At 39.4% G+C, this 24,708-nt stretch carries 20 protein-coding genes; 1 reads left to right on the top strand and 19 read right to left on the bottom strand.

Going from position 1 to position 24,708, the window contains the following annotated elements:
• Position 1: 1 nt before the first annotated feature.
• From OA84_RS04865 to OA84_RS04785, 17 genes are all read right to left on the bottom strand, one after another.
• Entirely contained in the window at positions 2-589 is a 588-nt protein-coding gene (locus OA84_RS04865) for a DapH/DapD/GlmU-related protein (protein WP_039343274.1), read from the bottom strand.
• A gap of 4 nt (positions 590-593) precedes the next feature.
• Entirely contained in the window at positions 594-1,301 is a 708-nt protein-coding gene (locus tag OA84_RS04860; protein ID WP_039343271.1) for a glycosyltransferase, read from the bottom strand.
• A complete protein-coding gene (locus OA84_RS04855; RefSeq protein WP_039343268.1) occupies positions 1,298-2,131 on the bottom strand; it encodes a glycosyltransferase family 2 protein in 834 nt (277 codons plus the stop codon). Before OA84_RS04855 ends, OA84_RS04860 begins: the two co-directional genes overlap by 4 nt.
• The gene (locus OA84_RS04850) at positions 2,131-3,138 is read right to left on the bottom strand and encodes an EpsG family protein (RefSeq protein ID WP_039343266.1); all 1,008 of its coding nucleotides are present in this window, start codon (positions 3,136-3,138) and stop codon (positions 2,131-2,133) included. Before OA84_RS04850 ends, OA84_RS04855 begins: the two co-directional genes overlap by 1 nt.
• The gene (locus OA84_RS04845) at positions 3,139-4,200 is read right to left on the bottom strand and encodes a glycosyltransferase family 4 protein (RefSeq protein WP_039343265.1); all 1,062 of its coding nucleotides are present in this window, start codon (positions 4,198-4,200) and stop codon (positions 3,139-3,141) included. It lies immediately after the preceding gene.
• A complete protein-coding gene (locus OA84_RS04840) occupies positions 4,197-5,498 on the bottom strand; it encodes an O-antigen translocase (RefSeq protein ID WP_039343264.1) in 1,302 nt (433 codons plus the stop codon). Before OA84_RS04840 ends, OA84_RS04845 begins: the two co-directional genes overlap by 4 nt.
• The gene (locus OA84_RS04835; protein ID WP_084060853.1) at positions 5,499-6,599 is read right to left on the bottom strand and encodes a DegT/DnrJ/EryC1/StrS family aminotransferase; all 1,101 of its coding nucleotides are present in this window, start codon (positions 6,597-6,599) and stop codon (positions 5,499-5,501) included.
• On the bottom strand, positions 6,583-7,059 hold the full coding sequence (locus OA84_RS04830) for an acyltransferase (RefSeq protein ID WP_039343262.1): 477 nt from the start codon (positions 7,057-7,059) through the stop codon (positions 6,583-6,585). Before OA84_RS04830 ends, OA84_RS04835 begins: the two co-directional genes overlap by 17 nt.
• Complete coding sequence (locus tag OA84_RS04825; RefSeq protein WP_039343260.1) at positions 7,052-7,468, bottom strand: sugar 3,4-ketoisomerase; 417 nt, start codon at positions 7,466-7,468, stop codon at positions 7,052-7,054. Before OA84_RS04825 ends, OA84_RS04830 begins: the two co-directional genes overlap by 8 nt.
• Positions 7,458-7,859 carry a sugar 3,4-ketoisomerase gene (locus OA84_RS04820; RefSeq protein ID WP_039343258.1) on the bottom strand — a complete coding sequence of 134 codons (402 nt, stop codon included), beginning with the start codon at positions 7,857-7,859 and terminating at the stop codon, positions 7,458-7,460. The genes OA84_RS04825 and OA84_RS04820 overlap by 11 nt, the downstream gene beginning before the upstream one ends.
• Positions 7,860-7,932: 73 nt before the next feature.
• Positions 7,933-10,296, bottom strand: coding sequence for a GumC family protein (locus OA84_RS04815; RefSeq protein WP_039343230.1), 2,364 nt, complete (start codon positions 10,294-10,296; stop codon positions 7,933-7,935).
• A 3-nt stretch (positions 10,297-10,299) separates the two neighbouring features.
• A complete protein-coding gene (locus tag OA84_RS04810) occupies positions 10,300-11,004 on the bottom strand; it encodes a polysaccharide biosynthesis/export family protein (protein ID WP_233701822.1) in 705 nt (234 codons plus the stop codon).
• 129 nt (positions 11,005-11,133) lie between these two features.
• Positions 11,134-13,071, bottom strand: coding sequence for a nucleoside-diphosphate sugar epimerase/dehydratase (locus OA84_RS04805; protein ID WP_039343228.1), 1,938 nt, complete (start codon positions 13,069-13,071; stop codon positions 11,134-11,136).
• 112 nt (positions 13,072-13,183) lie between these two features.
• Positions 13,184-14,314: a DegT/DnrJ/EryC1/StrS family aminotransferase gene (locus tag OA84_RS04800; RefSeq protein ID WP_039343226.1), complete on the bottom strand. Its 1,131-nt coding sequence runs from the start codon at positions 14,312-14,314 to the stop codon at positions 13,184-13,186.
• Between the two features lie 73 nt (positions 14,315-14,387).
• Positions 14,388-14,717 carry a hypothetical protein gene (locus OA84_RS04795; protein WP_039343222.1) on the bottom strand — a complete coding sequence of 110 codons (330 nt, stop codon included), beginning with the start codon at positions 14,715-14,717 and terminating at the stop codon, positions 14,388-14,390.
• Positions 14,718-14,765: 48 nt separating this feature from the next.
• Complete coding sequence (locus OA84_RS04790) at positions 14,766-18,503, bottom strand: T9SS type A sorting domain-containing protein (RefSeq protein ID WP_039343219.1); 3,738 nt, start codon at positions 18,501-18,503, stop codon at positions 14,766-14,768.
• 297 nt (positions 18,504-18,800) lie between these two features.
• Positions 18,801-20,900 (bottom strand): Ig-like domain-containing protein, encoded by a 2,100-nt coding sequence (locus tag OA84_RS04785; RefSeq protein ID WP_169743480.1) that lies wholly within the window; start codon positions 20,898-20,900, stop codon positions 18,801-18,803.
• Between the two features lie 1,573 nt (positions 20,901-22,473).
• Between OA84_RS04785 and OA84_RS04780 the strand changes: the two genes are divergently transcribed.
• Positions 22,474-23,457 (top strand): lipoate--protein ligase, encoded by a 984-nt coding sequence (locus OA84_RS04780; protein WP_039343214.1) that lies wholly within the window; start codon positions 22,474-22,476, stop codon positions 23,455-23,457.
• Between the two features lie 80 nt (positions 23,458-23,537).
• Here OA84_RS04780 and OA84_RS04775 read toward each other — a convergent pair whose 3' ends face one another.
• Both OA84_RS04775 and OA84_RS04770 read right to left on the bottom strand, forming a co-directional pair.
• Positions 23,538-24,092, bottom strand: a complete 555-nt coding sequence (locus OA84_RS04775) for a sugar transferase (protein ID WP_039343212.1) — start codon at positions 24,090-24,092, stop codon at positions 23,538-23,540.
• A gap of 4 nt (positions 24,093-24,096) precedes the next feature.
• Positions 24,097-24,705, bottom strand: coding sequence for an acetyltransferase (locus OA84_RS04770; protein WP_039343210.1), 609 nt, complete (start codon positions 24,703-24,705; stop codon positions 24,097-24,099).
• Positions 24,706-24,708: the final 3 nt, after the last annotated feature.

The following is a 24,708-nucleotide window of genomic DNA, read 5'->3' as shown; positions in this document are numbered from 1 at the left end:
ATTAAATTTTCTCCCATCTTTGGGACTGGAAATTATATTTTTTAATGGCTTTTGCCGGCGAACCTACCGCGATGACATAAGGTGGAATGCTTTTGGAAACCACAGAATTTGCACCGATGATGCTTCCTTTTCCAATGGTGACACCGGGCAGCACCGAAACAAACTCGCCAAGCCAGACATTATCTTCGATAGTTACCGGTTTGGTAACCACCACTCTTTCCATTGGAGCGGAATTCGGGCTACTGTCCTTTTCGTCGCCGGCATAATTGCCGTGAGAAGAATCTGAAATATAAATTTTGCTTGCCAAAAGCACATTTTTTCCGATTATTACTTTTTGCGTGGCGGTGATGTGTACGTAATCATTCATCTGAAAATTTTCGCCGATAAACAAGGTTTTTTCCTTATTTCGCGGATAAGCTTCAATTCTGCAGCCAACGCCCGTGGTAAAACCTTTGGAAATCTGAATGAATTTTTTTCCGCGGATATCAATGGGAAAGCGTATTATTCGTGCGTCTTTAAAAGTAAGCTTTGTTCGCACTAAATTGATGAACATCCTAAAAGAACCAAAAAAACCGTAATTTTCAAGCATATTTTTACATTCTGGTTAAAACTTGGAAGAGCGCATACAATCTGAATTTCAGCATAAAAAGCAGGGTGTTGTTGGTATGTTTTCCGCCCGTAGAAGCAGTTTGCTCATGTCTTCGGTATAAAATTAAAGGTTCTTTTATGATTTTTGACTTAAAGTAAAACTCTGACATCAGCAAAATCCAAAGGTCGTGAGGACAAAGGTCTTTATTTTTCGGGAAAGGCAAAATTTTCGTCAAAACTTTTCGGTTAAAAGCCATGCAGCAACCCAAACTTTTTGCTTTTATTAAATCACTTAAAAACCCACTGCTTGTTCCACGCAGATCAAAATAGGTTTGATTATCAGTACTTTCTAAGTTTTCACCGACGATTTTTGCATTGCTGGCGAGAAAATCATAGTTCTGAAACTCCTGCGAATAAACCGCAACTTTATTTGGAAGCCAAACGTCATCCTGGTCGGAAAGGTAAATAAAATCGCCCGACGCGTGTTTTATGGCGTTTTCGAAATTATTGGTATAACCTTTTTCAGTTTCATTAAAAACAATTTTTAACCGGTTGTCTTTAAAAGATTTTATGATTTCCAAAGTTTGGTCGGTGGAATGGTCATCAGAAATAATGATTTCATCACCTGCCTGAAGCTGAGGTAAAATCGACGCAATTTGTTCGCGGATATATTTTTCACCATTATAAGTCGCGATACACACTGAATTTTTCATTGCTTTTTACCGAAATTATTCATTTTAAAATCCTGATACGCTGTGTACATGGCATTGAGCTTTTGAAACTTCCCTTGTTCAAAAAGGATAATTTTAGCAATTTCCTTCAGCAGGGTAAATTTTTCTTTGTCATAAAATGCAGTGACATTTTTATACTTCTTAAGCATATAAAGTTTGTTCCGCGTAATGTAATACCGGCGCAAAACCGGATGATTTGTCAATAAAACTTTAAATAAAAAGTTCTGCATTACGGTTGATTTCCCAAGTTCATGTGCGATTTTATATCCTTCAATTTTTTCGAGCTCAAAGCCGTAATTTTTCAGTTTTAAACAATAATCAAAGTCTACATAATCGATGAACAGTTTATCATCAAAACCACCGACGACAGAAAAAGCTTCTAAATCGATAAAGTTGCCGGAAGTCATCACCACGAGCGGTTTCCCGTTTTCGCAGATGTGATATTTGTACGGTTCGCCATTAATGATATAAGTTGGGTAATATAAAGCAGTTTTGTTCTTTTCATCGAGTTTATGGCGAAAAGCTTCCGGAAGTTCCATGATTTTGCTGTCCTGATCCATCGTCAAGACCCATTTAAAACCGTCTTTTAGCGCAGCTTTGCAACCAGTATTTAAAGCGGTGGCAATGCCTAAATTTTCATGGTTGGAAATATATTCGATTTGTGCCGGATTTTTCAATTCCGAAAACATTTCCTGGTTGGACGTGTCCGAATTATCTACAAGGAAAACCTTATCAACCTTGTGCAAATAACTTTTGAGATTTTCCAAAACATCCACTTTCGGATTATATAGAACGGTAACTGCGGCAATCATTAGTCGATAATTAATTCAACGTAATAAAGGTTGATGAGTAAAAATACGAGCGCGACCAAAACGACCGCTAACCGGCCTAAAATGCGGAGTCTGAAAAGGTAGGCCAAAAGCGGAATCAGAATAATTTCTACCACACCGAAAAGTTCGCTAAGACGGCTGGAAAAAGCCGGAATGCTGCCGAAAACCGTAAAAAGCGTGAGCGATATGGCGTAGATAGTGATAAGCAGCGGAAAATATTCGCTTTTCTGCGCCAATTTTTTATAATTGAAAAGCAAAACATAAAAAACAGCAATACGCAGTAGGTATAAATACCCGAATACGTTAATTTTATCATCATTCACTTCCTGCATACTCATATAAATTTCTATTTTTTCCTGAATACCCGGGATTGGGATAATTTTCACAAAATCTAAACCTATAAAATAGGATGCATAACCAAATAAAATTGATAGTGCGAGAACTCTGACATTAATTTTTTTCGGCAAAAACCACAGCGGAAGAATAAGAATGGCAGAATAATGGAAAAGGAAACCCAGCACCGCAAAAATTAAGAACTTCCTTAGATCGCGCTCTACATTAGGTTTTATGGAAAGGAGTAAAAATCCAGCCGCCACGCCTGCACGAATCTGCGTCATTTCGTGCAACAGATAAAAATTGCTGGCGTACACCGCGAGCGACAGTAAAACAAATTTGCTTAAAGTAGAGATCGCTGTAAGCTTTACAGCAACGCCCAAAAAGGCGAAGATTAGAAAGAGATACCGGATGTTGTCCGTAAGATGGGAAACGAGATAAGAAATGGCTTTAAAGGACGGTTCCACGCTCACTTCCTCATAATTTTCGTAAAGCAGTTCGTAGATGATATAATCATAGCTGTCTTCCCGAAAACCCGCAAAAAGTGCCATTACAAGGCCGAAAAAAATAACCACGTATTTTTCAAATTTAGCAACCGGTTGGAATATCGCGATAAACGCGAGTAAAATAAAACCGAAAACTATACTTATAACCATTTAATCCTGGAAATAGTTTAACATTTTCTCAGCAACAGTTTTGTTTTCAAACTGCTGTACATCAAGAAATGCGCGCTCCACTTTCTTATTTGCCGCTACGCCATCTTCAAGAATTTCATACACTTTTGCTTTAATTGCGTCTGTATTTTTAATAGGAACTTTCCAGGAATTTTCGTCACTGGATGGCAAATAACCGGTTGTAATCACTGGAATTTTACACGCCATCGATTCGATTACCGGATAATGCACAGCGTCCAGCTGGACCAGTCCGCCGCAGATATACATCGAAAGACTGTTATAATATTCAGCCAATTCACGGTCGCCTTGTGGTACTATCAAGACCACTCCATCTTCGTTCTTCAGCGATTCATCACCGAAAGCGATATGAAGTTCTACTTTTTCGCCTAATTCCTGTCGCAGTAATCTGAAAGCGTCCACCACATAGGAAGTTCCTTTGTATGCTTCAAGCCTGCCGATGGTTCCCAAAATTATTTTACCATTTTTTTTCTTTTCTTCCGGCTTAAAAATACTGAAATCTACGCCCGGAAAAACAAACTTATCGGCTTTAATATCTTTGTAATTTAGATACATTGGCGCATTCACGATGATGTCCAGACCTAAATGGTAGGAATTAATGCTGATCTGCTTATATACTCGGCTTTTAATGTCGTTTTTATAATAATATTCCGGTTCATAGGCCTGCACATAATAAAATTTTTTGGCCTTGATGGTGGAATATTTCACAGGTTGCGCGGTTAAACAGTGCGTTGCCAAAACCACATCCGCCTTTTCATTATCCAAAATTTTTCTTAAAGTTCTGCGAATTCCGAAAGGTCCTAAAAAATTTTTCGGATGAATTGCATTAAAGCTATCAAACAGTTTTCCTGAATTATCAAAATAAAAAGTTTTCGCTTTGGTTGGAAAGTAAGGTCCTTCAGATTTAATATGCGAAAAGAAAACCACTTCATGACCTGCATCAATCCAATGGTTCGCAAGTTCGGAAATTACACGCCAGCCACCCGCTTTCCCAAATGTTCCGACAAGTGGAATGATAATTCTCATAAAGCAGCTGATTTTAAATGAGGTTTAAATAATAGTTTTCTAAAAATGATAACCATCACCACAAAATAAATAAAATAATTTAAACAGTAAGATTGCGTCGCCCCAATTACGCCGTTTTTATCGATAAAATAATAGGACAAGCCAACTAAAAGAAGCGAAAATAAAATTTCCGTTATAATGTACATTTTAGTCATCGATTTTGCAACCATTAGAAAAGCAAGAATCCAGCTCATAATTTTAAAAAAATCGCCCAATAACTGCCAAAAAAATAAATTTTTCATCGGGTAAAATTCACTGGTAAAAAGTATATTTATTACCAAATCTTTTAGCAAAAAAATGCCTAATAAGCTGCCAATAATTATGGGTGTTATGATTTTGTAAGTCGTCAAAATTTCTTTGCGTAATAAATTTTGGGTCTTTATTTCAGATAATTTCGGAAGGTAATAAACACTGAACGATGTCGTAAATAACATTAAATATAAACCGGAAATACGGTTCATGCCCTCCCAAAAGCCCGCATTTTCTACAGTAAATTTCTGTATTAAATGACCGCGAACCAAAAGCTGTGAAACAGGAACGGTAGCCGCCGAAACCACCGCCATCAACGAATACGAAAAATATTTTCTTACAATTTCACGATTCATTTTACCCCACAAAAAGGCTTTGCTGAACCACTCAATTTTTTTTAAAAAAAGAATTGTTCCAAAAAAAACAACGCTTTGATAAGTGACGGTCGCGATCAGTGCACCTTCTAGTTTGAAATTAATGACCAAAAAAACCGTCAGTAAGAGACCGATTATACTGGTGATAATATTTATGATGACAAACTTTCGAAACTCCTGTAAACCATTGAGTATCGAAAGTAAAAAATTGTTTAAAGACAAAAAAAGCAGACTGATGCCCAGAAAAATGAAAACGTAATAGTATTGCGCATCTAGCAAAATCCACTGGCTGAGATATGAGCTGAGAAAAACCAGTAAAAAACCTGAAAAAAGCGACAAATAAATGGTTATTTTTAAGCCACTCTGCACGTATTTTTTGAATGAAGATTCATCAGTTTTATGCTCTGAAACATAGCGGATGACACCATTATTGATGCCTCCTGAACCAAATGTGGTAAAAATTGCCGTACAATTTTGGAGTTGCCCGATCAGTGCGATGCCGCCCGGACCAACCAAAGCTGCCACCACTTTCACAGTAATATAACTTGTTAAAAGCTTAATTACCGTAGATAAACCTGTTAATGAGAAAACTTTTACCAGGTCGGTTTGTAGCAGATTCTTAGCTTTTTTAATCATTTAAAAATCATTGAGCGCAGCAACTACACTTTCAACTTCCTCATCGGTTAAAACAGGTGAAATCGGCAGGCTTAAAACTTCTTGGTGAATTTTTTCCGTAATGGGAAAAGATAATTCGTTCCAATCACTGTAGGCCGCCTGCTGGTGTGGCGGTATAGGATAATGGATCAACGTTTGAACACCTTTTTCGAGAAGATATTTCTGAAGTTTTTCCCGTTCCGTAGTTTGGATCACGAAAAGATGCCAAACGTGTTCGTTTTTATCCGAGGGATTTTCCGGTAATACCAGCTTCGGGTTTTTTATTCCGGCCAGATATTTCTCTGCAATTTCACGGCGCCGCCCATTTTCCGCGTCGATATATTCAATTTTTACGGAAAGAACTGCGGCTTGAATTTCATCCAAACGGGAATTCAAACCTTGATAAAGATTAACGTATTTTTCTTTGGAACCGTAATTAGCAACAGCACGAATGGTATCCGCAAGACTTTCATCGTTGGTTGTAACAGCTCCAGCGTCACCCAAAGCACCTAAATTTTTTCCAGGGTAAAAACTGAAGGCAGCCGCATCGCCAAGATTTCCGGTTTTAATGCTGTTCCAGCTCGCACCGATGGCCTGGGCGTTGTCTTCAATTATTTTTAAGCCGTTGTTTGCGGCAATTTTTTGTAATTCCTCAGACCAGATGGCTCTACCGTAAAGATGAACTATTAAAATTCCGCGAGTTTTCGGGGTAATTTTCTTCTCGATCTCAGAAACATCGATATTGAAAGTTTCGGGCGATGGCTCAACCAAAACCGGAACCAAGCCATTATCGGAAATCGCCAATATGGATGCGATGTAGGTGTTTGCCGGCACGATAATTTCGTCCCCTTTTTGCATCACACCGTTTTCGATATAAGCGCGAAGAATGAGCCTCAAAGCATCCAAGCCGTTGGCCACGCCTATCGCGTGTGAAGTTCCGATAAAATTTGCCAGTTTAGCCTCGAAAATCTTGACTTCATTTCCCAAAAGATACCAGCCGCTTCGGAAAACTTCCAGTAGTTTATCTTCAATTTCCTTTTGGTGAACAAGATTTATCGCCTGTAAATCAAGAAATTTTATCATCAATAATATTTTTTACTTTACGTGCAGGATTGCCCAGCCACAATTCGTTTGCAGGAACGTCTTTCGTCACGACACTTCCGGCACCAATTAATGAGTCTTCGCCAATTGTAATACCACCTAAAATTGTGGAATTCGCGCCAATACTTGCACCTTTTTTAATATTTGTCTGTAAAACATTCTCCTGATATTGCTTAGAACGCGGGAAATGATCGTTGGTAAAAGTTACATTGGGTCCGATGAAAACATTGTCTTCAATCCTTAAGCCGTCCCAAATTTGAACGCCAGGTTTAACCGTGACATTATTGCCGATCACCACATCATTTTCAATAAAAACATGACAATTAATGTTGCAATTCGCGCCAATAACTGCCTCTTTTAAAATAACTGAAAATTGCCAGACATAAGTACCTTCACCAACGGATGAGGACTGTACTTCAGCCAATGGATGGATTTTACTCATTAATATTTTTTAAAAATGTTTCATAATCACGGATATAATCCGCTTCATCAAAAGTTGTGGAGGCTAAAACCAAACAAATTGCACCGGAGGAAAAATTAAGTTCGGAAGCCCAGATACCAGGCGGAATATGAAGACCAAAATCCGGGCGGTTTAAAAAAACCTGCCTTTTAAACTTACCATCGTCCAGTGAAACTTCAAAGCTTCCGGAAGCGGCAATTAAAAACTGGTGACATTCCGCATGTGCGTGCGAGCCGCGGCTTTCACCACCCGCAATATCATATAAATAAAAAACGCGTTGCACTTCAAACGGGAAATCCGAAGAATTCTCTACCACAGTTAAATTACCCTCCGCAAAATTTATTTTTCCTAAATGAACGACAGAACAGTCAAAAACAGATTTATTTTTCATATTTCAACCTTTTAAAATCATCAAAATTCCGGATGTAATCATACTCAGAATATGATTTGTCGGAAACAATGAGCGCCAAAGAATTGGTAGAAAAATTTTGTAAAGTTCGCCAGTACATTCGTGGTATATACAAACCGTGATACGAACGGTTCAGTGTAAAACACTGCTCTTCATTTCCGTCATTAATCACCACATCAAAACTTCCAGACAGAGCGACAATAAATTCCTGCTGTTCTTTAAACGCGTGGCTTCCTCTTTTTTCACCGCCGGGAACGTCATAAATCCAATAAGTACGCTTAATTTCAAACGGTATCTGATGGCTATTCTCGAAAAATGAAAGATTCCCGCGTGGATCCACTATTTTTGGTAAATTGATAAGCGTTGGTTTCATAATTCGCAGCGATTTCCCTTGACAAAGAAAAAAAATTAAAACTAAAATGATAAAGAAAACTTTAAGAAATTTCTTAAAATTTGCTCTTTAAGCGGTCAAAAAATCCCTTTTCTTCCGCCTGGTAACCATAACCGTACTTGTTGCCGTAGCCGAAATGGTTTTTATCAACGTCATTTAAAACAAAACCAACGTTTTTGATTTTTTTAGTGGCAACTTGCTTATTGGCGAAATCAATCAGTGGCTTTTCGGTAAAGCCTGAACGGGTGACATAAATGGTCGCATCAGCCATATCAGCTGAAAGTAAGGTATCAGTAACAAGCATCAACGGCGCGGTGTCGATAATAATGTAATCGTAGTGAGGTTTCAGCTGATCAACAAGATCTTCGTAACGGCCGTTCGATAATAATTCAGTCGGATTTGGCGGAATACTTCCGGAATAAATTATATCCAAATGCGGATTGAAGGTAGAAACGTGGATGATGTCCTCTATCTTTTCGTCGGGATTGTAAAGAAATTCGGTTAAGCCGTCCAATCCTTTTCTTTCTGGGTTATACCTTTGAAGCTGTGGATTCCGGATATCTGCACCAATAATCACCACTTTATTTCGCGACGATGCAAGTGTCAGCGCCAGGTTTACAGATGTGAAAGTTTTACCTTCACCTTTAATGGTGGAAGTAACAAAAACCACTTTTCCCTTTTCTTTTTTCGGCAGCATAAAATTCATATTGGTAATAAGAATTCTGAAAGCTTCCGACATCGGTGAAAGATCGTTCAATTGTACAATTTCGCTCTGGCCTTTTAAAACGCGTGGCAATTCACCCACCACAGGCGTTGAAGAAAGTTTTTCAAGGTCGTGTTTCGAGCGGATCTTATTATCCAAAAGTTCTTTTACATAAATAAATGCGAACGGAAGTAAAAGACCAAGTGCTACTGCACCACCTAAAATCAGCATTTTTTTCGGAGCAACCGGTTTTTCAGAAGCATACGCCGCGTCCAGAACCCGGGCTTTAGGCGCAGTCATTGCTAAATTTATGGCTGTTTCTTCCCTTTTTTCTAAAAGAATTAAATAGAGATTTTCCTTTATTTGCTGCTGTCTTTCAATACTCCGGAACATTTTTTCCTGCGCCGGTACTTTCGAAATCTTCGCGGAAATGGAATTCTGCTCCGCCTGAATTTCATTAATGGAAGTTTGCAATCCTGTGCGCGATTTCACCAAAGCGTCCATTACAGAAGCGCGCAGATTATTAATTTGCTTCGTGAGATCACCAATCACCGGGTTTTGCGGCGTAGCGTTTTCCAAAAGACTGTTGCGCTCTAAAATCAACTGGTTATAAGCATTAATGTTCACAGAAGCCGTTGGGTTGCTCAAGCCGACGCTTGATGGCAAAGTTTGGTTACTTCCCAATCTCGACATATAAGAAATCAGATCGTTAGTCAGACTTAATTCCGTTTCAGCTTCTAAAAGTTTTTGACGGCCTTTTGCGGAAGTTTCCAGGTTTAAAGAAGCTTCGGTGGAAATATCAGTAATGTTATTCGCACGTTTGAAGTTTTCTTTCTGAGACTCAACGTCGCCTAATTCATTCGCGATGATCGCGATACGGTCATCGATAAAATCCTTTGTTTTTTTAGACTCAGAATTTTTATCGTTTGTCGCATCGTTATTATAAGATTCTATCAGCTTATTGAGCAGATTTTTCGCTTTTTCCTTTACCGGATATTTCATTGATAAACCGATGACAGTCGCATCTTTGTCCACCAAGTCAACCACCATATTTTCCTGAAACCTGTTTACCGCCGCTTCCAAAGTTTCATAGGTGAAAAACATTTTACCTAAATCTTTAATTTTTGACGGCTCTGCAGCCATATTTTTCCGAATTAAAATATTGGCATATGGCAAGCTGATTGTCCTGTTAAAAGTGGTAACAATCGGTGCAGAAATTTCCGGCGAAGTAAGGGTAATTTTGTCACCTTCCAAAGTAATTTCGACAGGATTTTTTACCGGCTCTTCGTACTGTTTTTCGTTAATTACCTGAATGATTATTGGCGCGGTTTCACCATACAATTCAGTTTTGCGGAAGTTTTTTTCAGCGTAAAGCGTAGTTTGCAAACCTAAACGCGACAATGCATCTTTCAGAAGCTTTTTGGATTTGAAAACTTCAATTTCGTTTTCAATGCTGTTAGTTGCCATATTACCGAACGCCGACAGGTCCGAGAGCGCACCTAGCCCACTGCTGGGAGATTTTTTGGCATCTTTTATAAGAACGGTGGATTCAATTTGGTAAGAAGGCTCGGTGATTTTCAGGTAAATATAAGTCACCAGAACCATCAGAAGTACAGAAAGCAAAAACCAGGGCCAGCGGCGCGTATAAGGCTTTATAAGTTCATTAATGTTGATATCATCCGAAGCATCCACGTCGGGGTTTGTGCTCTGACTCATTATTTATTTTTTGAAAATCGTAATGAAAATACCTGCAAGACCGATGATTGTACCTGCTACCGCAAGATAGATGCTTGTGTTCGGGTCCTGACGTGCAATTTTTGCTTTTGTTTCATTGGAAGAAACATAAATTACGTCGCCTTGTTTTAAATAAAAATAAGGAGAATTAACAAAATTAGCATCTAATAAATTCAGTCTTTCTTTTGTTGGCTGGCCGTCTACATTTCGAACAATTAAAATATCTTCTCGCTTACCGTACATGGTAAGATCACCTGCAATACCAATCGCGCTTAACAAAGTAGGATTTACTTCCGGCAGCGAGTATTGTCCTGGGCGGGTTACCTCTCCAAGTACAGTAACCTTGAAGTTTGCCAAACGCACCGTTACAGTAGGATTTTTAACGTATGCAGTGATTCGCTGCGTAAGATCGTTTTTTACTTCCTCTAAAGTTTTATCGGTGGTATTGATGGCACCCAGAATCGGAAAATCAATATCTCCTTCGGAATTAACCAGATAGGTTTTTTCGGTAGAATTTGAGCTTGAAGGTGTAGTAGAAATAGAATTCTGCGAGGAATAATAAGCCTGGTTGAAGGGTTTTACCACCTCCATATTTTTCGCTGTCACGAAAATAACCAGTTGATCACCTTTTTGAACAGTGTTAAGTTGCGAGGAGGCAGCTGCAGTAGCAATTTGTTCTGCATTCTGCATATAATTCAGATCATCTGCTTTATCCCTTGTTTTGCATGAATGTAAAAAGAGTAAAATACCGCTAAATAGCAACCAAAATTTCCTGTTCATCATTAAATTTACCAATTTATGCAAATATACAATTCTAAATTACTTGTCCAATACTTCGTAAATTGAATTATTGCTCTTATAGTCTGGCACAATGTCTTTTAAAATTTGTACAACCTCCACTTTTTCTCTCCGCATTGTAGCGCGGATAATTTGGTTTGAAAATCGGTCAATTGTGGCAAATTCCATGGTCGGATCTTTGGAAATCATGATTTTTTCGTGATGCGTCGGCATTGTCTTCGCGTCGTCGCTTAACAGTTCTTCATAAAGCTTTTCGCCCGGTCGTAAACCTGTGTAAATAATTTTAATGTCAATATTTGGCTCATAGCCGGAAAGCTTGATCATTCTGGTTGCTAAATCGATGATTTTTACAGGTTCGCCCATATCGAAAACGAAAATTTCACCACCTTGCCCCATGGTTCCAGCCTGTAAAACCAAGTCGCAAGCTTCAGGAATCGTCATAAAATAACGTACGATTTCGGGATGCGTGATCGTAACCGGACCTCCGTTTTCAATTTGCCTTTTAAAATGTGGAATAACCGACCCGTTCGATCCTAAAACATTTCCAAATCTGGTGGTAATAAATTTAGTTTCGTTGTTTTTCGTATTCTGAAGTGCCTGTACCAGCAACTCTGCAGTACGTTTGCTGGCTCCCATTACATTGGTTGGCTTTACCGCTTTGTCGGTGGAAACCATTACAAAACGGTTCACCTTGTATTGCGATGCTAAAGTACAAAGGTTTTTTGTTCCTAAAATATTTACCAAAATCGCTTCGTGTGGATTCTCTTCAATCAGCGGAACATGTTTATAAGCTGCCGCGTGATAAACCATTGAAAAATGGTATTTCTGAAACAATGGTTCTATGCGGTGCTTATTCGAAATATCTGCTAATACGAATTTGAAAGCAAGCATCGGATAGGTTTCGCGCATTTCCAGCTCAATTTCATACAAAGGAGTTTCTGCCTGGTCGAGAACTACGATCAGTTCAGGTTCAAACAACGCAACCTGACGCACAATTTCACTACCGATGGAACCGGCGCCACCTGTTACCAAGATTGTTTTTCCGAAATGTCGTTTTTTTACATCTTCGTTTTCGATTTTTATCGGTTTACGGTTCAGTAAATCTTCAATCTGAAGCGCCTTTAAATTTCCGTCTTCATTGTTTCGGAGTTTTTGTAAAGTCGGAGCTTTAAAAATTTGGAGGTCCTTTTCTAAAAAAAGGTTTACCCAGGAATTCATTTCCTCTTTGCTGAGCATTTCTTTCATCAGCAAAATACCATCGATAACTAATGCTTGTTTTGTGCTGTTTTCGATGCGGTCACGGCTATAAATTGGTTTTCCCAAAAGGCTTGCTCTTTTAGAATCGGTACGTTGTGTGACAAAACCCGCAATTTGGTACGGAAGGTTTGGATTGTCCAGAACTGCACGTGCAATTGCAACAGACTGTTCGCTGATGCCAAGCACGAGGATTCGTTTCTTCGTACTGCTACGACGAAACTCCCGAACGATATGAAAGAATTCTTTAACTGATAATCTGAAAAGAAATAGCAGGATAAAAGAACTTGCGGAAAAAAGTACAAGAAACGGAATAGACATATAGATGAGCCGCTGACCTTCCAGGAGAAAATATCCGAAAGTAACCAAACCTACCACAAGCGTGGTGGAAAAAATAGCTAGAAAAAGCTTAAATAAATCTATAAAAGTAGAGTGCCGAATAATTCCCGCATAGGTGCGAAACGTAAACATAAAAAAGACGGCAATAGAAATAATGAGCAGGTACATATGCACATCATTGTAAAAGACGTCTTCTGCCCCAAAAGTAAGCCGTTCAATTATATAGCAAGAAAAATATATTGCTACCGCTAAAATGCAGACGTCCAAAACAAGAATTACCCAGCGGGGTAAATACCTGATATCAGAAATGTTTACTAAGTTGTCTCCGCTGTATATTTTGTCGTGAATGCGTTTACGAATGCTCATTAAGAAAAACAATTAAAAATTTTAAAACCTGGTCGTAGTTTTGATCAGTGAGAAGCTTTGGTTATTAATGTGTTTTTTGGCAATTCTATATAAGTAAATTAAATTGGGAGATTTAAGCAAATATTTGATGAACAACTTGTGCTATCCTATTTCGGTCCGCGTCACTTAAGTTAGACCCGGAAGGTAAACACAGACCATTATTAAATAATTTTTCGGCTAACTGACCCCCAAAATATGCTTCATCATGAAATATCGGCTGTAAGTGCATCGGCTTCCAAATTGGGCGGGTTTCAATATTTTCCTGCTGGAAGCGGTGTATCATTTCCGCGACCGTTACCGGCGAAGTCGGATTGATTTGTACAACACTCAGCCAGTAGTTCGCGAAATAATCTTCGTTTGGCTCTTCGTGCAGTGTAACGTGAGGATTATCTTTGAAAAGACCCTTATAATAGGCATGCATGGCACGGCGTTGCGCAACCCTTTCTTCTAAAACCTCCATTTGGCCTCGCCCGATGCCGGCACAGATGTTACTCATGCGGTAGTTGTACCCAATACTCGTATGCTCGTAATGTGGCGCATCATCTTTTGCCTGGGTGGAGAGAAAGACTGCTTTCTTTTTAAATTCCCTATCCTTTAAGGTCAATGCGCCACCACCGGAGGTCGTTATAATTTTATTTCCATTAAAACTCAATACCCCTAAATCACCAAAGGTGCCACATTTCTGATTTTTATACATACTACCGAGTGCTTCGGCGCTATCTTCAATTACAGGAATGTCATATTTTTTTGATAACGCGGTAATTTCATCAACTTTATAAGAAATGCCGTATAAAGCAACAGCGATGATCGCTTTGGGCTTTTTGCCTTCGGCGATACCAAATTTTATGGCTTCTTCAACGGCGTTTGGACAAAGATTCCACGTCTCTTTTTCACTATCCACGAAAATTGGCTTTGCACCAATATAAGCGATAGGGTTAGCTGAAGCGGAAAATGTTAAACTTTGACAGATTACGTAATCGCCAGGCTCAACTCCCAGTAAGATAAGTGATAAGTGAAGTGCAGCAGTTCCGGAACTGAGCGCTGCAACATGTAAGTCCTGACCTAAAAATTTTTCGAGATCATTTTCTAATCCATTTACATTAGGACCCAAAGGCGCAATCCAGTTTTCAGCGAAAGCGTCTTGTATATATTTCATCTCCCGTCCTCCCATATGTGGAGACGACAACCAAATTTTTTCTTTCATTATTTATTTGTAGGAAATTAGGCTTGATATTTTACCGTCAAGTGAAAAGGAGTAAAAAACGATTCTCTACCAATTAAGCATGCAACTTTGAAAGTGTTCGGCCTTTATAAACAATTATAGCAACAGCTACCACAAGAAAAACAGGTATATAATCATCTATGGGCAACGGCTTAGCCGGGTTCCCACCTCTTCCTTTTCCACCACCCGGAGGATTTTCACCAGGATTTTCAGGTCTCCCAAGAGCTTGAATTTTATCATCGCTCGGTTTTAATCCTTGAGGACTAGAGTATCGATTTCCGGAAGTAGTATTTGTATTTTCACCTGCAAACGGATTCGTACTGGCTTGGCTAAACATTACCGTAGAAACGAAAAGTGAGAAGATTATTAAGAATGTACGCATCATTTTATTTTTTACAAATATATAACATTAATTTAAATTTTGATTATTTCCTTAATCATTTCTGATTTTTTTAGAAAATATCTTACCAGCACCTGCTACTACTTTTACAATATATATGCCTTTAACTAAGGAACTTATGTTAAAGCGAATTTCATTCGTTAAATCTTCCTTTTTATAAATACTTCGCCCAGTGATATCAAAAACCTCTAGTATCTTAATTTTTTCAGTGGAAAGGCGTGCTATCATTTCCTGTCCATCTTTATAAATAAGTAAACCAGATTTTTCTTTCTCGCCAGTACCTAATGTTTTTTCTAAACGGTAAACGAGTTCAAACCGATCCAGAAACTGGCCTTCATCACTGAAAAATTCATAAGGTTCTTTACTAAGATTAGTTACTGATTTCAGATGTTTGTCGATTAAATAAATCGGTTGGTCTCTGGTGAAAACACCCTCTTTATGACGCGTTTTGAAGGTATATTTCCCCGCAGCGAAGTGTTTGGTTCCCAACGCGATTTTATCATCAGCAGTAAAACGACCTTTTCCATTGATTACCAGTTTTTCATTTTCCACAAGACTAAAAACAGCGTCAGACGCTTCAGTATTTGGCAGGAAACTGTCTTCTTTTCCAAGGTCATTAGTTCCAGCTTCGAAATAGACAAATCCGTTTTGAAGTTGTACTCCGCCAGAGGAAGTCATTTCCAGACGAAAACTATCAGTGGCTGATGATTTCCCAAAAAATTCTGTGTTATTAGGGGATTTTTTTCGCATGGTATTATTGAATTTCAAAGATGCATTGGCATCTAACGCACGAATCATAAAACCTTGTGAAACTTTTACATAACGGCTGGGAATCTTTGTCCCTGCTACATCACCTTCTTTTTCTTTCCGGCCTGGAGCGGCTATTCCATACCCAGCGGGTCCCGCGGCAGTATTAAACAGTGCATAACTGTAACCACTGTAATCGCTGCCCATTTGCGTATAAATATCATTCACGGTATTATCCCAAAAATAAAAGGTAGGATCAATATTGTTATTTGACACCGAATTATTATACAAAGCAACTATATCCATATCAGAAGGATAAGGATTCCCTGCGACATTATACCCATGATTAAGGTCGGTCCACGCCAGAGGCAAGTCGATATTACCATTATTCGGAATTCCTTTATATTCTGCTTCATTATAAGCAAGGCTTTCAGCAACATTATCGGCATATGTTTTAACTGGCTCCTGGATGCTAAATCCTTTTGCGGGTATTTTATAATCGCTTTCTTTGGCATAGACGAAGTAATCGGTCTTTTCATTATAAACAGTTACGTACGGAATATTGGAAGGCGTGTTTCCGAAAATATATTTCATATGTTGATTTTTCACTGGCGAGCTAAGAAACATAAATTCTTTCCGTTCACTAGAAAGTGTATGCATCCTGCGCACGGAAATTGGTGTAATGTTTTCGGCAGCATTAAGTTGTACCAAATTCCCGTCACTTTCTACAATGAAGTTGGTCGGTGAGCCGCCGTAGTTTGCAATTGCGTTCCGAACCGTCAGCGTTTGTCCAGCCTCAATAATTAAACGTGCAGCTGTGGCCACTTCAACATCATTCCGGACGTAAACTGCATTAGTCCCCGACAATCTTTTTGCGGTGCCATTTTCCAAATTCCCATTGTTACCTGAAATTTTCAGGTTATAATACCCGCCTGTCGAAACATTGCTTTCGTCACTGGTTAACGGATTAAAAGGTGTTATGGTCTGATTTGCGGCCTTGTTATATTCGATGGTGGAAAAATCTTCTAAAACAATCGCCGGATTATTGGTCTTATTAATTGCTGTTTTTTCACCGCCACTAAAACCCTCAGCATTCCCGATTTTAAGCGTTGCATTCTTTTTGACCGTAAATTTTCCGTTCGGCATTAACTCTAAACCTTTCGCAGCTGCACCGATTGACACATTCGAGCCGGAGACTTCTACATTTAAATAGGATTTATCGCGGATGATTAGATCCGCATCACCGGCAAATTCAATTATACCGCCACTGAGCGTATAAATTCCGCCGCATGGAGGTTGTGTGCCGCTCCGCAAGGTCTGATACCGACCGTCTATCATCATAAAATTCCCGTTTTCACCACTTTCATCCTCAAAACCATTTCCAGCTTTGTCGATAACTTTTCCCTTCAAAATTTTCAATGTGCCGGTAGACATTAACTTATGGAGGCCCTGCGCCATAAAACTTACGTCATCATTCCCTGAAGATTTGGTATCCAGATCGATTAAAATATTTCCGGAAAGAAAACGGGCGGGGAAACCGTTCCCTGAAAGCTGATCTGCACCCGTACTTGCCACTTGCTGCGCGCTGGCTTTACCCACGTAGATATAATTCGCGCCAGGACTGAAAATTCTGGTTGCTTTTGCCGCACCTACTTGCACATTCCCCGTATAAACAGTGCTTCCTGCAATAATTCCTTCGGGTGAAGATATTTTTAAAGTACTTCCCGCCTGCGCCTCGAACATCTGAAGCGATGTTGCACCGCCGCCAGTAGTCGTAGACCGCACCACGTTAAGCGCCACCGCATCTTTAAAACTGAAATCCAGCGTTGCACCACTGCTGAGAACCAGAGAGGAATTGGTACCCAAACCAAAATTCCTGTTCACTAATTTCAGATAAGCGCCGGAATTGACCATAAAATCGATGTAGCTGTTGCCTGCATTTGAACTGTCGAAAACATCAACTGTTTGTGCGGAAGCAACACCATCACCAGTTCCGCTGAAAATAAATTTGCTGTTGTTATCCGTACTTGTTATTAGGGCGCCGGAAGCCACGAAAAGATTTCCCCGGAGATTCAAAGTAGATACAGCCTGGTCAGATTTGCTTTGGTTTAAATCAAGAATTCCCGAAAGCACGGAAAGATTTCCACCAACAAAAACGGTCGGAGTTCCTAAAGCTGTGGCAGCCAGGCTTAATTGCGAACCGTTTACATAGAAATTACCAGCAATGCGAACTGTCGCAGAACCATCCATTAAAACTACATTTTTGCCCGTACCGGTCAGCGTAAAATCATTTTGGCAAAGATTCACTTCCTGATCACCTTTTATTAAATAGAAAGCCGCGGTGGACGTTGCGTAAACTACAAGGTTTCCAAAATAATAACCGTCCGCATTCGGTGTGATCTGACTCGGATTCTGCACCACACGATTCGCAGGATTAGCTGCGGTATAATTCCAGGTCTGAATATGTACCGTAGAGCCGGCGTTGAATTTTTCACTTCCATCCCAAAGCGGTGCGGTGCCACTCGCGCCGGAATAATTAATGAAAAGCGTGGCGTTGTTTTCAAGTTCAAAACTTCCCCTGTTGGTGAAAGAAGCATTTAATTTCAGTACACCACCCGATTTCACTAATGTCTGCGTGGTAGAGACCGTTGCTTCCGAAACAGTTAAAGTTGCGTTCGCCTCCACGAATATTTTGTCGGCAGTACGCGTTCCGCTGGTATCGACGTAGCCAAAGATATAAACAGAAGCTGTAGCAGGTGGAAGTCCATCAGCGCCAGCTGCGTTCCAGGATGTACCGTTGAATTTTTGCCAAATTAAAGGATTAGACCAAAGCTGGCCGTTGCCGCCTATAGTGCGGTAATCATTTAGGGAGAAGGAGGTTGGTTGGGTCAAAATAGTTTCAGCCTTGTAACACTCAACCGGCGCCAGCAGGAGCAGAAATAAATGAAGGCAAAGGAACTTCTTTTTGCGTTTTACAACGGATTCTGTTAGAAAGGTATAGCTCGTAAGTAGTAATGTTTTCATCTTATAATATTTGAAAGCAAAACTAAAGAATTACCATTATGAAAAAACAGGGTGTTTTAGCCCTTTTTTACATTTTTTTTAACGATATATGTTTATTTAATATAATTCATCATTAATAATAATGAAACAATCGTTTAATTGTGAAAAAGATGATGAAATATTACCATTTAAATTTATGCTGTAAAAAGGGCATATTTTTTAAAATATTGACTTCAGGAAAAACAAAAAAAACGGCTTTTAAGCCGCTTTTTTTTCAAAATACATTTCAAAAAAAACCCTCCGAAGAGGGTTTAAAAATTATTTAAGTACTTTTTTAGTCTGTACTGTTCCATCGTCATATTTCACTTTCAAGACATAAAGTCCGCGCGTAAATGAGTCAGCAACAATCTCTAAGTTATCCGAAGACGCAGGCGATGTTTTCACCATTCTGCCTGTTGCATCATAAACTTCTACGGTGCGCATTTTTTTGCCGCCGCGTACGAAGAAACTGTTTCCTTCTTTGTAAACTACCAGACCGCCTTTTGTTACGTTGTCGGTTGCAAGCGCTTCAGATTGGTAAACGATTTCGAAACGGTTGTTTGATTCGCCTTCTGCAGCATCAAAAGTGTATGCTTTTTTAGAAATATCAGTAATGATATTGGTTACTTTATCTTTCAGGTAAATCGCCTGTCCGGTAGCAAAAATCCCTTGCAGGTCAATCGCTCTGATGGTGTGCGAACCCTTGTTGAAATGCGCAGTTCCCAATTTGATAACGTCATCTGCTCTGAAAGCGCCACGGCCATTAATCACCACGTTCACATCATCTAAAATACTGTATAAAGCATCTGACGCATTATAGCCCAGAACTTCACTGTCTTCTTTACCAAAAGCCGTAGTTCCGACTTCAGGCATATAAGCGATGGCGTTTTGCATACCCGTACCAGCAGGTGTAGTCATTTCTAGATAATAAATATCGCGACCCACTTCTTTACCAAAGAATTCACCTGTATTCTCAACTGTTCTTATATCGTTGTTGAAAACAATTTGTCCTACTTTCGAGGCCTGAATCATAAATGCCTGATCAACTTTTACAATATTTGTTGGTGTTTTTGTACCAACTGTAGTCGAATAACCCGGTGCCTTTAAACCTGCCCCTGAAAAGGCGTTATAAATTGCATAAGCATTCTGTGTATAGTCTGCACCTTGCTGCTCATAGATATTATTTACCGTTTTATCCCAAAATTTGAAATCGGAATCAATGTTATCTTCATTAGCGGCATATAATTTAAGCAAATCAATATTCGAAGGATATGGGTTTCCTACAACATTAAAACCATAATACTGTTCCTTGAACGGCAAAGCAACTGTTTGCGATCCATTGTTAGGAATTCCGGTGTAAGTTGCCGTAGCGCTATTCGTAGGATTTATCGCGGGTATTGCCGGTTCCTGAATGGCAAAACCACGTCCTGGAATAGCCCAATCTGCTTCTTTAGCATTCACAAAATAATCGGTGGCTTCATTGTATACCAATACGTAAGGAATTTTTCCCTGAGTGTCCCCGAAAATATTAAACATATTCTGCCCTTTTACAGGCGAAGAAAGGAAGATAAATTCCTGTCTAGCATCTGTAAGAGTGAAAGCGCGTTTAACCTTAATAGACGTCGAGTTTACCACACTTGGGTTAATCTGTTTAAGATTACCATCACTTTCAACGATCAATTCTCCGTTATTTACAATAGCGTTTTGAACTGTAGCACTGCTATTAGCACCAATTGTTAAGGTGTAACTAGGATCAACCGTAATATTACAAGCGTTGATATTGCCGCGAACAGCAGCATTATATGCACCTCTGATCACCGCAGTGTAACCTGGCATATTTGGGTCGTTTCCTGTTTTGCTCCACGTTGAGCCGTTCCAAACGTTTTCAGCGCCCACTCCTACTTCTACAATATTAGAGTTTGTAGATGAGCATTGTCCAGTGACTGTCACAAAGTAATATACGGTTTGGTTTGTCGCAGCCGGTGTTGTATACGTTGCAGAAGTGGCATTCGGAATTAGCGTAGCATTTGTAGTACTATTAGTAGTATTGCTATACCACTGATAAGTTAAAGTTCCTGCACCTGTCGCACTTACACTTAAAGTAGTCGCCGGTGAATTTCCACAATATGATCCCGGAGAAACTGGCTGCGTGTTGATAACCGGTGGCGAAAACGCTGTTACAGTAACAACATCAGAAGTTTGTGGTTGTGCACATGTATCAGACACAACTACATAAAAATACCGTGGAGTTGTACCAGATGGTTGCACTGCAAATTGAGCATTGGTTGCGCCGCTAATTAGCGTGCCGCCGAAATTATTTGCTGTCGTATTGCTATACCATTGGTACTTTACGCCTTCTCCGGTTGCCTCAACTGACAAAGTTGGCGGGGTGCTACCCTGACAATAAGAACTTGAAACGGGTTGCTTTGTAATTACTACAGAAGGTTTTACTCTTATTTCTGCAACCGAACTGAAAGTTTCACAACTGCCATTACTAATTACCGCTCTATAACGAGTTGTCTGAGTAATTGTACCAGAGGTAAACGTGTTACTGGTAGTAGTATTATCAGCCGTAACCCATGTTGTATAAGGGCTTACTGTTTTTTCCCAACGTACTACAGTGCCTATATTACCGGATACGGTTAACGGCCCACTATTTCCACCTGAACAAATAGCTGTATTTGCTGGCGTTATGGTGCCGCCTTTTGGTGGATCCGTTACTGTAAATGTACCAGAAAGAATGGTTGTGTTAGCGGGACTTTGTGTTCCAATGATATAAGGATAATCAGCTGAAGCTGAACCAGGTCCGCCAGATCCTAAAGATATCTTGTATTGACCAGCCGTTAACCCTGAGGGTATGCTAATCTGTGCGGTCAGGTTATATATGACTTGATTAGAACCATCTGCGGGCAAAGTTGCTATAGTAAATATCGGCAATGCGGTGAATGTTCCTGCACCACCCACTTCACTAATATACGGTCGGAAAATAGTACCGCTTGTAAAATATTCCGGTACACCGTTACCGTTTTGTGCAGTAAAAGTAACCGCAACTGTACCGCCAGCGCAAATAGGTCCGGACACTACAAGATTTGTAATTTCACCCTTTGGCCCGGCGGGTAGTTCTGCCATGCCGAACGACATAAAAAATGTCATTAAGAGGAGCATTAAACTTTTAGTAAGTAATTTTACTTTCATAATAAATTTTTTTTAGAGATTTAATTAAAAACCTTTCAGTTCTGTTTTCCATTATAAAGTACTCCTGTGCTTTACAAATTATAACTTTACCTGAAAGAACCTTTAATCCTTGTGTTTTTTACTTAATTGTTAACTGTTAATAATTTCAAAAAAATGCTAAGATTATTACCTTGTTTACGGATGAATCTCCATTTGCAGGCGTGTTGGAGTTTGCACGCGGAATAGCTCAAGAATACTGGTCAGAAAACAGCGTAATAATTGGCGTAAAGTTACATTAAAATAATTTACAAACTAAAATTTTTCCGAAGACAAACTGTTAAATTTTATATTCTATCTAAAGAAAATGAGATATTTAGAAATCATTCATTGCTAAGATACCTGAAAAATTCGACCTTAAATTAACATTTTTTTGTGAATCTGCAATCGTTACATTTACCTTGAATGTTTTATCATCGACTTTAATATCCCTTACAATAAGTTACAATTTTAAAAGGTAAACTCAAATTTTTGCCGTTCAAACAGCATTTTTTTCTGCAAATGACTTTCAGCTTGCAATTTATAATGTTTAAAAGTCTATCAGCGCCAGAGAAAAATTCGGTGCTATTTGCCCTATTTTTTGCTTTTTACCGAAAGCGCCTAAAATACAAAATGAATTTTTTTGCCTTTTGGTGGCAATTTTTTTCACTGTTCAGAAAAAGCGCAACACACGGAAAAAATATGACACAAAAATGCTGTAATTTTGGGAAAAATCTTTTTTATGCTTCTCATCGACTCGCCTTCTACCAATGCGTATTTCAACATCGCTTCCGAAGAATATCTGCTCACGCATTTCCCCACGGAAGATATTTTTCTGCTTTATGTAAACGCGCCTTCGATCATCGTGGGAAAATTTCAGAACACCCTGGCGGAAATCAATCTGGATTATGTGCGCGAAAAGGAAATTAAAGTTGTGCGGCGCATGTCTGGAGGCGGCACGGTGTATCACGATCTGGGAAACCTGAATTTTTCTTTCCACACGCTGTTGGGTCAGAATGATTTCGGCGATTTTTCGGTTTTTACAAAACCCGTTCTTACCATGCTGAATAAGCTGGGTGTGCCGGCAGAACTGAAAGGGCGAAATGATCTGCTGGTGGACGGCAAGAAATTCAGTGGCAACGCGAAACTTGCAAGACACGGAAAAATGATCCAGCACGGCACCATTTTGCTGGACTCTGAAATGGAAGTTTTAGCTGATGCGTTGAAGGTAAATCCGCTAAAATTCATTGATAAAGCCATCAAATCAACGCGCTCGCGCGTGACGAACCTCATCGAGTATTTACCAGCAGAAACCACGACCGAGCAATTGAAAGATTGGTTGCGCGAAGAAATCCTGGAAAACAATCCGCAGGCAGAAAAATACACTTTAACGCCGGAAGATATTGCAGGAATTGAAAAACTTCAAAAAGAAAAATACGAGACCTGGGACTGGAATTTTGGTTTTTCGCCGCAGTATAATTTTCAAAAAGCAGTTAAGATTCCGGCTGGATTTATTGAAATTCACCTCGATGTGGTGCACGGCATCATTGAGAAAGCCAAGATTTTCGGTGATTTTTTCGCCTCGCAGCCTATTGAAGATTTCGAAAGCCAGCTTATCGGCAAAAAGCATGACGTTTCTGAAATAGAAAATCTGCTAAAAAGTATTGATTTAACGGCATATTTCGGTAAAGTTACTGTGGAGGAAATTCGGGAGTTGTTTGTGTGAGATTTTCATTTTGTATTTTAAAATACTTCATCTTTCATTTTTAAGGAAAAGATGAAATGAAAAATTTGGCAAAAAAAGGGCTAAAATTGCCGGAAAAAAGTTTTCGCGATAATTTTTAAATCACCTAGAAAACTGCGATTGTAATAATATTCCAGATTCATGCGCACTTTGTCCGGAAAAAGTATCGTGTCATTGTAGCGCAAAGGATCTTCCTGCTGCGCGAGAAGAGCATCTTCATCATAATATTTCAGACTCGCTTCGGACGTCAGGCCCGGTTTTAATTCTAAAATTTTGCGCTTTTCACCCGTCAAAAAATCATAATAACCCGGAATATCCGGTCGCGGTCCTACAAAACTCATATCGCCAATCAGCACATTAAAAAGTTGCGGCAACTCATCGATTTTCGATTTCCGCAGAAATCTGCCAAAGGAAGAAATGGAATGGGTCTTTGCATCCATACTGCGCAGTTTGATAATATTAAAAAATTTGCCATACTGCCCGACTCTTTCCTGATGAAAAAAACCATTTGAATTGGTATCCCAGGCGGCAAGCAAGGCCATAAAAAAAAGAAGCGGACTTAAAAGTAAAAGTCCGAGGAGGGAAAAAACAAGATCAAAGAGGCGTTTTAGGAGCAAGTATTCAGTGGGATTTTATGGGTTTTGCGGGAATGCCAACAGCGGTGCAGTTATCTGGTATATCGGCGATTACGACAGCGCCGGAGCCTATGGTGACATTGGAACCTATAGTTATATTCTGGATAACATTAGCCCCGATTCCGACATGCGTGCCGCTACAAATCCTGACGCCGCCGCTCAATGCGACATTTGGTGAGATATGTACAAAATCTTCGATAATGCAGTCATGTTCTATGATCGCCCCAGTATTGATGATGCAATGATCGCCGACTACAGCACCAGCGTTCACTACGGCTCCGGCGAAAATTACGGTACCCTTGCCTATTTTAGCATATTTCGAAATTATAGCGGAAGGATGAACAGCTGTAATATAATCGGCTGCTGATTCCTCTGCAATTTTTTTTCGGGTGATATTATTACCGATCCCCAAGATGATTTTTACGTTATTCTGAGATTTTAATTCAGTACGGCGCAGAACCTTATAATTTAAGATTTCATGCAAATCCGGATTATCATCCAGCACGGAAATGATCTCAAACTTATTTTCGCTTTCAATGCAATCGATAAGTACTTTTGCATGTCCGCCACCGCCAATAATGATTACCTTTTCCATAAT

It is taken from the genome of Kaistella solincola, from assembly GCF_000812875.1.
Lineage (GTDB): Bacteria > Bacteroidota > Bacteroidia > Flavobacteriales > Weeksellaceae > Kaistella > Kaistella solincola.
The sequence above is the reverse complement of the archived record's forward strand: the minus strand, read 5'-3'. Positions and strand labels throughout refer to the sequence as shown.

Bases quoted from the DNA above. Each gene is read 5' to 3' on its own strand.
- OA84_RS04825 (WP_039343260.1), bottom strand. From the start codon at position 7,468: ATGAAAAATAAATCTGTTTTTGACTGTTCTGTCGTTCATTTAGGAAAA.
- OA84_RS04815 (WP_039343230.1), bottom strand. From the start codon at position 10,296: ATGAGTCAGAGCACAAACCCCGACGTGGATGCTTCGGATGATATCAAC.
- OA84_RS04830 (WP_039343262.1), bottom strand. From the start codon at position 7,059: ATGAGTAAAATCCATCCATTGGCTGAAGTACAGTCCTCATCCGTTGGT.
- OA84_RS04855 (WP_039343268.1), bottom strand. From the start codon at position 2,131: ATGATTGCCGCAGTTACCGTTCTATATAATCCGAAAGTGGATGTTTTG.
- OA84_RS04770 (WP_039343210.1), bottom strand. From the start codon at position 24,705: ATGGAAAAGGTAATCATTATTGGCGGTGGCGGACATGCAAAAGTACTT.
- OA84_RS04780 (WP_039343214.1), top strand. From the start codon at position 22,474: ATGCTTCTCATCGACTCGCCTTCTACCAATGCGTATTTCAACATCGCT.
- OA84_RS04820 (WP_039343258.1), bottom strand. From the start codon at position 7,859: ATGAAACCAACGCTTATCAATTTACCAAAAATAGTGGATCCACGCGGG.
- OA84_RS04860 (WP_039343271.1), bottom strand. From the start codon at position 1,301: ATGAAAAATTCAGTGTGTATCGCGACTTATAATGGTGAAAAATATATC.
- OA84_RS04840 (WP_039343264.1), bottom strand. From the start codon at position 5,498: ATGATTAAAAAAGCTAAGAATCTGCTACAAACCGACCTGGTAAAAGTT.
- OA84_RS04835 (WP_084060853.1), bottom strand. From the start codon at position 6,599: ATGATAAAATTTCTTGATTTACAGGCGATAAATCTTGTTCACCAAAAG.
- OA84_RS04845 (WP_039343265.1), bottom strand. From the start codon at position 4,200: ATGAGAATTATCATTCCACTTGTCGGAACATTTGGGAAAGCGGGTGGC.
- OA84_RS04800 (WP_039343226.1), bottom strand. From the start codon at position 14,314: ATGAAAGAAAAAATTTGGTTGTCGTCTCCACATATGGGAGGACGGGAG.
- OA84_RS04850 (WP_039343266.1), bottom strand. From the start codon at position 3,138: ATGGTTATAAGTATAGTTTTCGGTTTTATTTTACTCGCGTTTATCGCG.
- OA84_RS04795 (WP_039343222.1), bottom strand. From the start codon at position 14,717: ATGATGCGTACATTCTTAATAATCTTCTCACTTTTCGTTTCTACGGTA.
- OA84_RS04865 (WP_039343274.1), bottom strand. From the start codon at position 589: ATGCTTGAAAATTACGGTTTTTTTGGTTCTTTTAGGATGTTCATCAAT.
- OA84_RS04810 (WP_233701822.1), bottom strand. From the start codon at position 11,004: ATGCAGAATGCAGAACAAATTGCTACTGCAGCTGCCTCCTCGCAACTT.
- OA84_RS04805 (WP_039343228.1), bottom strand. From the start codon at position 13,071: ATGAGCATTCGTAAACGCATTCACGACAAAATATACAGCGGAGACAAC.
- OA84_RS04790 (WP_039343219.1), bottom strand. From the start codon at position 18,503: ATGAAAACATTACTACTTACGAGCTATACCTTTCTAACAGAATCCGTT.